Genomic DNA, 8,681 nt, shown 5'->3' on the forward strand with positions numbered 1-8,681 from the left:
TGGTTGCGCCCAGAGGGAAACGGGAAAGGCCGCATCGCTGCGGCCTTTGTTGCCGATAACGGCTTATTCGTCACCCTTGACGGTGGTCGCAATCGCCAGCTCGCCCAGTTGGGCCGGGTTGGCAAAGCTCGGGGCGTCTGTCATCAGACAGGCGGCCGCCGTGGTTTTCGGGAAGGCGATGACATCCCGGATGTTGTCGGTGCCGGTCAGCAGCATGCTCAGGCGATCCAGACCGAAGGCCAGGCCGGCGTGGGGCGGGGTGCCGTATTTCAGGGCATCCAGCAGGAAGCCGAACTTCAGGCGCTGCTCGTCCGGGGTGATCCCCAGGATGTCGAACACGGTGGACTGCATCTCGCTGTTGTGGATACGCACAGAGCCGCCACCCACTTCGTAACCGTTGATCACCATGTCGTAGGCGTTGGCGTAAGCGCCCACCGGGTTCGCTTTCAGCTCGGCCGGGCCCAGGTTGCTCGGGGCGGTGAAGGGGTGGTGCATGGCCGCCAGGCCGCCTTCGCCATCTTCTTCGAACATGGGGAAGTCGATGACCCAGAGCGGCTTCCAGACGTTCTCCACCAGGCCCAGATCGCGGCCCACCTTCAGGCGCAGGGCGCCCATGGCATCGCACACCACTTTCTTGGAGTCGGCGCCGAAGAAGATGATGTCGCCATCCATCGCGCCGGTGCGGGCCAGGATCTCGCGCACGATGGCGTCAGAGAGGAACTTGGCCACTGGGGACTGCACCCCTTCGAGGCCGTTGGCGGCTTCGTTGACCTTCATCCAGGCCAGGCCCTTGGCACCGTAGATGCCGACGAACTTGGTGTACTCGTCGATCTGCTTGCGAGACAGCTCCGCGCCGCCCGGTACCTTCAGGGCCGCCACACGGCCTTTCGGATCCTTGGCAGGACCGGCGAACACGGCGAACTCCACCTCGGTCAAGAGATCTGCCACGTCCACCAGCTCCATCGGCAAACGCAGGTCCGGCTTGTCGGAGCCGAAGCGGCGCATGGCTTCGTCGAAGGTCATGATGGGGAAGTCACCCAGGTCCACGTTCAGGATGTGCAGCCAGAGCTTGCGGATCATCTCTTCCATGATTTCACGCACCTGGGGCGCGGTCATGAAGGAGGTCTCCACGTCGATCTGGGTGAATTCCGGCTGGCGGTCGGCACGCAGGTCTTCGTCGCGGAAGCACTTGACGATCTGGTAGTAGCGGTCGAAGCCGGACATCATCAGCAACTGCTTGAACAGCTGGGGGGACTGCGGTAGGGCGTAGAACTTGCCCTTGTGCACGCGGCTCGGCACCAGGTAATCACGGGCCCCTTCCGGGGTCGCCTTGGTCAGCATCGGGGTCTCGATGTCGAGGAAGCCGTGCTCGTCCATGAAGCGGCGCACGAAGGCACTGGCCTTGGCACGGGTCTTCAGGTACTTGGCCATCTCGGGACGACGCAGGTCCAGGTAGCGGTACTTGAGGCTCACCTCTTCGCTGTTGACCTGGTTGAAGTCAAGGGGCAGCGGCTCGGCACGGTTGATGATGGTGAGCTCGTGGGCGAACACCTCGATGGCACCGGTGGCCATGTCGCTGTTGCGCTGGGAGTCGGGGCGGGTACGCACCACGCCGGTCACCTGGATGCAGAACTCGCCGCGCAGCTCGGAGGCCAGGGCAAAGGCGTCCGGCTTGTCCGGATCGAAGAACACCTGCACGATGCCCTCGCGGTCGCGCATGTCGATAAAGATGAGGCCGCCGAGATCACGACGACGATGGACCCAACCGCACAATGTAATGGTCTGCCCGGCATGGGCCTCATTGACCTGTCCGCAATAGATAGAGCGCATGGACTTCTTCCTTCGAAATGGTAGAGAGACGGTTCATCCTGGGTCGCCGGGCACGACTGGCAAGCACCGTCTGTCTCACAGCTGGCCAGATCCTGCTTCTTGCCCGGTTTGAAATCTGTCTCGGGTCATCCGGCTCCCCGAGCCGGATTCTTGCCGCCGCCCCAGGCATGCCCCCGCTCCCGACCGGGATGACGAGTGGGCGCCGGGGTATCGGCTGGCGTCGTTGTCTGGCCACTGCCGGGCCGCGATCATCGTCACCCAGGGGCTCGGTCGCGCGCATTACGACAATGTGGCAAACAAAAGGGTTGGCATTATAGAGGAAAACCTCCATTTGGGTAAAATGGCCCGCAGCCCCCTTTACCCTGTTTTTTGTTGTTCTGGCGCAAAAAGGAGGGCAAAAGTGCGCCAACCTGCCGACAGGAACCATCATGAGCCTCTATTTGGGCCTGCCCCAGTGGTCACACCCGGCCTGGCCCGGCCAGTTGCTTGGGATGAATGCCAGGCCCGCCGAGCACCTCGCCGACTATGCCCGGGTGTTCAACTCCGTGGAGGGCAACACCACCTTCTACGCCTCGCCGACCCCGGAGACGGTGCAGCGCTGGGCCGATGCGGTCCCCGACCACTTTCGCTTCAGCTTCAAGTTTCCCAAGGAGATCAGCCACCAGAGCGATCTGGTGAGCGCGGACAAACAGGTGACGGCCTTCATCCGCCTGCTGGCCCCCCTGCATGACAAGCTGGGGCTGCTCAAGCTGCAACTGCCCGCCCGCTTCGGGCCAGAGGGGCTGGCCCGTCTGGATGCCTTCTTCGCGCGGCTGCCCCAGGATTTCACCTATGCCCTCGAGGTGCGCCACCCCGATTTCTTCGCCAAGGGGGAGGCGGAACGGGCCCTCAACCGGATGCTGATGGCGCGGGGCATCAATCGCATCATGCTCGACAGCCGCCCGCTCTTCTCGGTGCCCGCCACCACGGCCGCCATGATCGATGCCCAGGGCAAGAAACCCAGGTTGCCGGTCCATCTGCTGGCCACGGGGGGTGCCCCGGTGGTGCGCCTGATTGGTTTGCCTCAAATCGAGGACAATCACCCATTTTTGCCACCATGGTTGCCACATTGGAAACAATGGCTTCAGGAGGGCAAGGATCTCTACCTCTTTGTTCACACCGCCGACAATGCCCGGGCCCCCGAACTCGCACGGCAGATCAGCCGCCTGCTCGGCCAGGAGATGGCCCCCTGGCCGGGAGAAAACGATCGCGCCCGCCAGGGGGTGCTGCCCTTTTGAGCGGCCCCCTCCCCGCCCCTTCTCTATCCCCAAAAAAAGCCGCTTTTTTTGTGGTCCCACCGGGGTTGGCGTCAAGACAAACGCCCGCCTTTCCTCTACACTAGCGCCCCAAGTAAGGTCCCGGGCCTGGGTGCATGGCAATGCGTTGCCCACCCCAGCCCGGCACCCTGAGGGCCCGGACCATGGCCCGTTGCGAACAGGGGCAGCCCGAAGGATCCCGGAGCAAGCCACCCCGTTCGTCAACCGGTGACGACGCCATTTCGATGTCCGTCCACCCAAGATTCAATTGAATAAAACAGCCGCCCACCACACCGGCTGTCAGGTTGCGTCAGCATGCACGATCAGATTTTTGCCGCCCCCATTGCCCGTCTGGGAGACTTCTGCTTTGACGAGCAGGTCGTCGACGTCTTCCCCGACATGATCCAGCGCTCGGTGCCCGGTTACAGCAACATCATCTCCGCCATCGGCATGATGGCCGCCCGCTACGCCCAGCCCCAGAGCCGCCTCTACGATCTCGGCTGCTCCCTCGGCGCCGCGACCCAGGCCATGCGCCGCCACGTCACCCAGCCCGGTTGCCAGATCACGGCGGTGGATCTCTCCCACCCCATGATCGAGCGGGCCCGCGCCCACCTCTCGGGCTTCAAGTCCGAGGTGCCGGTGGATCTGGTGGAGGCGGACATCTGCGACATCCCCATCGAGAACGCCTCCGTGGTGGTGCTCAACTTCACCCTGCAGTTCGTCGCCCCCGAGAAGCGGGCCGCCCTCATCGCGCGCATCTTTGACGGCCTGCGCCCCGGCGGCATCCTCATCCTGAGCGAGAAGTTCCGCTTCGATGACGAGCAGGTCAACGAGCTGCTCATCGACTTGCACCTCGACTTCAAGCGGGCCAACGGCTACAGCGAGCTGGAAATCAGCCAGAAGCGCACCGCCCTTGAGAACGTGATGCGCACCGACACCCTGGCGGTCCATCAGGCGCGCCTGCGGGACGCCGGCTTCACCCACCTGGACCTCTGGTTCCAGTGCTTCAACTTCGGCTCCATGATTGCCATCAAGCCAGCGACACCAACTAAGCCATGATCGATTTCGCCCATTTTTATCAACTGATCGCCAAGAACCGGTTGAGCCACTGGCTGCACACCCTGCCCGCCCAGCTGCACGCCTGGCAGCACGACAACCTGCACGGGGATCTGCCGCGCTGGAACCGCGCCCTCGCCAAGCTGCCCGTCGTGGCCCCCGGCCGGATCGAGCTCAAAGAGCGGGTCGCCATCGGCGGCTCCGATAGCCTGGGAGAGGGTGAGCGCAAGAAGACCGAGAGCCTGTTGCGCCAGCTCATGCCCTGGCGCAAGGGCCCCTTCCATGTGCACGGCATCCACATCGACACCGAGTGGCGCTCCGACTGGAAGTGGGATCGGGTGCTGCCCCACATCAGCCCGCTCCAGGGCCGCTACGTGCTGGACGTGGGCTGCGGCAGCGGCTACCACCTCTGGCGCATGGTGGGGGAAGGGGCGAAACTGGCGGTCGGCATCGACCCGAGCCCGCTGTTCCTCTGCCAGTTCGAAGCCATTCGCCACTTCATGGACAACGACCAGCGCGCCCACCTGCTGCCGCTCGGTATCCAGGAGCTGCCGGCGCTGCGGGCCTTTGACACCGTCTTCTCCATGGGGGTGCTCTATCATCGCAAGTCTCCCATCGAGCACATCGAGCAGTTGCGCAACCAGCTCAAAGACGATGGGGAGCTGGTGCTCGAGACCCTGGTGGTGGACGGCGACGAAAACCAGGTGCTGATGCCCTCCGATCGCTACGGCAAGATGCGCAACGTCTGGTTCCTCCCCTCGAGCGCGGCCCTCACACGCTGGGTCGAGCGCTGCGGGTTCACCGATGTGCGCATCGTCGACGAGAATATGACCAGCACCGACGAACAGCGTCGTACCGACTGGATGATTAACGAGTCCCTGAGTGACTATCTGGATCCACACAATCCTGCACTCACGGTCGAAGGATACCCGGCACCCAAACGTGCCGTACTGATCGCCAGAAAGGCCAAAGACTAGCCGATGGCGGCTGTGGAAGTTACACTGACCCAATTCCAGGAAGCACAGTTAAATGAATGACATGAAAAGCAAATTAAAAGGAATGACCCTGCTCTCCCTGCTCAGTCTCGGCGGGTGTGTCAGTATGGAAAAAGCCCCCCCGGCCCCGACCCTGACGCTGGCCGAGCTGCGCAACGAGATCTCGTTGAGCGAGCAACGTCTGCAAACATCCATGGAACAGCAACAGAAGCAGTATGTGCAGCAACAGCACCTGCTGGTTCAGCTCAACACCGATGTCACCAACATGAAAGAGTCCGTGAAGAAAGTCGACAGCAAGCTGGCTACCCTGCCTCCCGAGCCGCCCAAGGCCATGCCCATTCCCACCGAGAAGTGCCCGGCGCCGAGCCAGGGCCACACCGTCGATGGCAAGCTGCTGGTGGGTGAAGCGGAGTGGATCTGGGTTGACGCCGCCAACGACGCCTTCCAGGCCCGGGTCGACACCGGCGCCACCACCTCCTCCATCAGCGCCCAGGAGATCACCATCTTCGAGCGCAACGGCAAGAACTGGGTGCGCTTCTTCCTGAGCCACCAGGAGATGGACGACAAGATCCAGATTGAAGCACCCCTGGTGCGTCACGTGCGGGTCCGTCAGGCTTCCGCCGACGATCTCGACCGTCGCCCCGTGGTTCGCCTCGCCGTGCGCATCGGCGACATGACCGAGAAGGCCGAATTTACCCTGAAGGACCGCAGCGACATGACCTTCCCCGTGCTGCTGGGCCGTGAATTCCTCAAAGACATCGCCGTGGTCGACGTGGCCCGCGAATATATCCAACCCAAACCCAAGCTCAAGGATGTGAAATAATCCATGGTTTCCCGTAAGCCGTTCTATCTGCTGGTCGCCCTGCTCTACATCGTCGGCCTGGGGATGACCTTCTATCATCACATCGCGCTGGACGTCCCGCTCACGCCGGGTGAAAAGCGCCAGATCTGGTCCATCGAAGCCAAGCTCGAGTTCGAGGCCACCGGCGAGCCGGTGATCGCCTCCCTGGCCATTCCGGGCACCCAGCCCGGCTTCACCCTGATGAACGAGAACGCCGCGAGCCCGGGCTATGGCCTGTCGTTCGTGGAAAAAGACGGGGATGCCCGCGCCGAGTGGTCCATCCGCACCGCCTCCGGCCGTCAGGAGCTCTACTACCGGGTCGACATGATGGCCGATGCCCATGCCAAGCCCGCCGCCAACCCGCAGCCGCCCGCCATCGAGAAGCAGATCGAGAGCGAGCCCTACGCCACGGCCATGAAGCAGATCCTGGAGCGCGCCCAGGAGCGCTCCGCCGACGGCTACACCCTGACCCGCGAGATCATCAAGGAGATCGAGAAGCAGGAACAGAACGCCGAGCTGCTCAAGTCCCACAAGAGCCGCGCCAATCTGATTGCCGAGCTGCTCAACAACGCGGACGTCCCGGCCCGGGTGGTTCACGCCCTCAGCCTGGAAGATGGCCGTCGCCGTCAGGAGCTGGTGGATTACCTGCAGGTCTTCAACAGCCCGACCGACTACAAGCTGTTCAACCCGCAAAGCGGTGAACAGGGTCAACCGGCCAACCTGCTGCTGTGGGAGTACAACTCCGGCGCCCTCCTGGACGTCACCGGCGGTCACAACTCCCGCGTCACCTTCTCGATGATCGAGCAGGAGCAACCGGTCAACGTGGCCCTGGCCCAGAAGTTCGAAAAATCCGAGATGATGAACTTCTCCATCCACAGCCTGCCCCTGGAAGAGCAAGCCCTGTTCAAGGGTCTGCTGCTCATCCCCATCGGCGTGCTGATGGTGGTGTTCCTGCGGGTCATCGTGGGGATCAAGACCTCCGGCACCTTCATGCCGGTGCTGATCGCGGTCGCCTTCATCCAGACCTCGCTGGTCACCGGCCTCATCGGCTTCCTGCTGATCGTCGGCACCGGCCTGGTGATCCGCTCCTACCTCTCGAGGCTGAACCTGCTGCTGGTCGCCCGAATATCGGCGATCATCATCATGGTGATCTCGATGATCGGCATCTTCTCGGCGTTCGCCTTCAAGCTGGGGTTGACCGACGGCATGAAGATCACCTTCTTCCCGATGATCATCCTCTCCTGGACCATCGAGCGCATGTCCATCCTGTGGGAAGAAGAGGGTCCCAAAGAGGTGTTCCGCCAGGGCGGCGGCTCCCTGCTGGTGGCGGTCATCGCCTACCTGGCCATGGACAACGAGCTCATTCGTCACCTCACCTTCAACTTCCTCGGCCTGCAGCTGGTGCTGATGGCGACCGTGCTGTTGATGGGTAACTACACCGGCTACAAGCTGAGCGAGCTCAAGCGCTTCAAGCCGCTGGTGGACGAGATGAAGTCTGGTGCCACCCCGGGTAAGGACAAGTAACAGATGTGGTTCTGGCAGAAATACACCAGTCCGTGGAGCCTGTCCCAGGCAGGCATCCTCGGCATGAACAAGCGCAACCACTCCTACATCAGCCGCTACAACCCGCGCCGCCTCTATCCGCTGGTGGATGACAAGCTCAAGACCAAGCGCATCGCGCTGGATGCGGGGGTGACGGTGCCTGAACTCATCGGCACCATCCGCGAGCAGCACGACGTGACTCGCATCACCGAGCTGGTGAAGGACTGGCCGGGCTTCTGCATCAAGCCGGCCCGCGGCTCTGGCGGCAAGGGGATCCTGGTGATCCTGCGCCAGGAGGACGGCCTCTTCTACAAGCCCAACGGCAGCGCCGCCAACGGCCAGGATCTGGAGCGCCATGTCTCCAACATCCTGGCGGGGCTCTATTCCCTCGGCGGCAAGCCCGACGTGGCGCTGGTGGAAGGGCTCATCAACTTCGACGACGTGTTCGACGGCTACTCCTTCGAAGGGGTCCCCGATGCCCGGGTGATCATCTTCAAGGGGTTCCCGGTGATGGCCATGATGCGCCTCTCGACCTCGGCTTCCGATGGCAAGGCGAACCTGCACCAGGGCGCCGTGGGGGTGGGCCTGTGCCTGCGCACCGGCCGCGCCCTGCGGGCGGTGCAGTTTGGCAACCCGCTGCGCCACCACCCGGACACCGGCCTGGATCTCTACGATCTGAAGGTGCCCCACTGGGACACCCTGCTCAACCTGGCGGCCTCCTGCTACGAGATGTCCGGTCTTGGCTACATCGGGACCGACATGGTGCTGGACAAGTTCCGCGGCCCCATGCTGCTGGAGCTCAACGCCCGTCCGGGCCTTGCCATCCAGATCGCCAACGGTCGCGGCCTGGTGCCCAACCTCAAGACCATCGAGAAGCTGGGTCAGGTCAAGATGAACGTGGAGCAGCGGGTCAACTTCGCCAAGGATCACTTCGGTATCTTCGACGAATAGTCCGCCCCCCTTCTGCAAAAACGCGCCCACCGGCGCGTTTTTTTATGGCCGCTCCTGCACGCAGGGCGCCCCGCCCGAAGGCCGATCCCCGTCACATCCCATGGCGGCGCCCCTTCAATGGCGCGGCACAAGGGGATAAGCTCCTGACCAATGAGGGGTGGCCTGCCCATC

At 63.1% G+C, this 8,681-nt stretch carries 7 protein-coding genes; 6 read left to right on the plus strand and 1 reads right to left on the minus strand.

The window, feature by feature from the left end; all coding sequences use genetic code 11:
• Positions 1–63 precede the first annotated feature (63 nt).
• Complete coding sequence (gene aspS / locus AB5Y70_RS11425; RefSeq protein ID WP_043155207.1) at positions 64–1,830, minus strand: aspartate--tRNA ligase; 1,767 nt, start codon at positions 1,828–1,830, stop codon at positions 64–66.
• Positions 1,831–2,258: 428 nt separating this feature from the next.
• Here aspS and AB5Y70_RS11430 point away from each other — a divergent pair, with 428 nt between their 5' ends.
• From AB5Y70_RS11430 to AB5Y70_RS11455, 6 genes are all read left to right on the plus strand, one after another.
• Complete coding sequence (locus AB5Y70_RS11430; RefSeq protein ID WP_010674092.1) at positions 2,259–3,107, plus strand: DUF72 domain-containing protein; 849 nt, start codon at positions 2,259–2,261, stop codon at positions 3,105–3,107.
• A gap of 333 nt (positions 3,108–3,440) precedes the next feature.
• Positions 3,441–4,184, plus strand: coding sequence for a carboxy-S-adenosyl-L-methionine synthase CmoA (cmoA, locus tag AB5Y70_RS11435; protein WP_043155209.1), 744 nt, complete (start codon positions 3,441–3,443; stop codon positions 4,182–4,184).
• A complete protein-coding gene (gene cmoB / locus AB5Y70_RS11440) occupies positions 4,181–5,158 on the plus strand; it encodes a tRNA 5-methoxyuridine(34)/uridine 5-oxyacetic acid(34) synthase CmoB (protein ID WP_042017353.1) in 978 nt (325 codons plus the stop codon). Before cmoA ends, cmoB begins: the two co-directional genes overlap by 4 nt.
• An 82-nt stretch (positions 5,159–5,240) precedes the next feature.
• Positions 5,241–5,999 (plus strand): ATP-dependent zinc protease, encoded by a 759-nt coding sequence (locus tag AB5Y70_RS11445; RefSeq protein WP_010674089.1) that lies wholly within the window; start codon positions 5,241–5,243, stop codon positions 5,997–5,999.
• A gap of 3 nt (positions 6,000–6,002) precedes the next feature.
• Complete coding sequence (locus AB5Y70_RS11450; RefSeq protein WP_010674088.1) at positions 6,003–7,541, plus strand: inactive transglutaminase family protein; 1,539 nt, start codon at positions 6,003–6,005, stop codon at positions 7,539–7,541.
• A gap of 3 nt (positions 7,542–7,544) precedes the next feature.
• Positions 7,545–8,510 (plus strand): alpha-L-glutamate ligase-like protein, encoded by a 966-nt coding sequence (locus AB5Y70_RS11455; protein ID WP_039039849.1) that lies wholly within the window; start codon positions 7,545–7,547, stop codon positions 8,508–8,510.
• The last annotated feature ends 171 nt before the right edge of the window (positions 8,511–8,681 follow it).

The sequence above is a fragment of the Aeromonas sp. s1(2024) genome (assembly GCF_040908005.1).
In the GTDB taxonomy this organism is placed as follows: Bacteria; Pseudomonadota; Gammaproteobacteria; order Enterobacterales; family Aeromonadaceae; genus Aeromonas; species Aeromonas caviae.

Bases quoted from the DNA above. Each gene is read 5' to 3' on its own strand.
- aspS (WP_043155207.1), bottom strand. From the start codon at position 1,830: ATGCGCTCTATCTATTGCGGACAGGTCAATGAGGCCCATGCCGGGCAG.
- AB5Y70_RS11430 (WP_010674092.1), top strand. From the start codon at position 2,259: ATGAGCCTCTATTTGGGCCTGCCCCAGTGGTCACACCCGGCCTGGCCC.
- cmoA (WP_043155209.1), top strand. From the start codon at position 3,441: ATGCACGATCAGATTTTTGCCGCCCCCATTGCCCGTCTGGGAGACTTC.
- cmoB (WP_042017353.1), top strand. From the start codon at position 4,181: ATGATCGATTTCGCCCATTTTTATCAACTGATCGCCAAGAACCGGTTG.
- AB5Y70_RS11445 (WP_010674089.1), top strand. From the start codon at position 5,241: ATGACCCTGCTCTCCCTGCTCAGTCTCGGCGGGTGTGTCAGTATGGAA.
- AB5Y70_RS11450 (WP_010674088.1), top strand. From the start codon at position 6,003: ATGGTTTCCCGTAAGCCGTTCTATCTGCTGGTCGCCCTGCTCTACATC.
- AB5Y70_RS11455 (WP_039039849.1), top strand. From the start codon at position 7,545: ATGTGGTTCTGGCAGAAATACACCAGTCCGTGGAGCCTGTCCCAGGCA.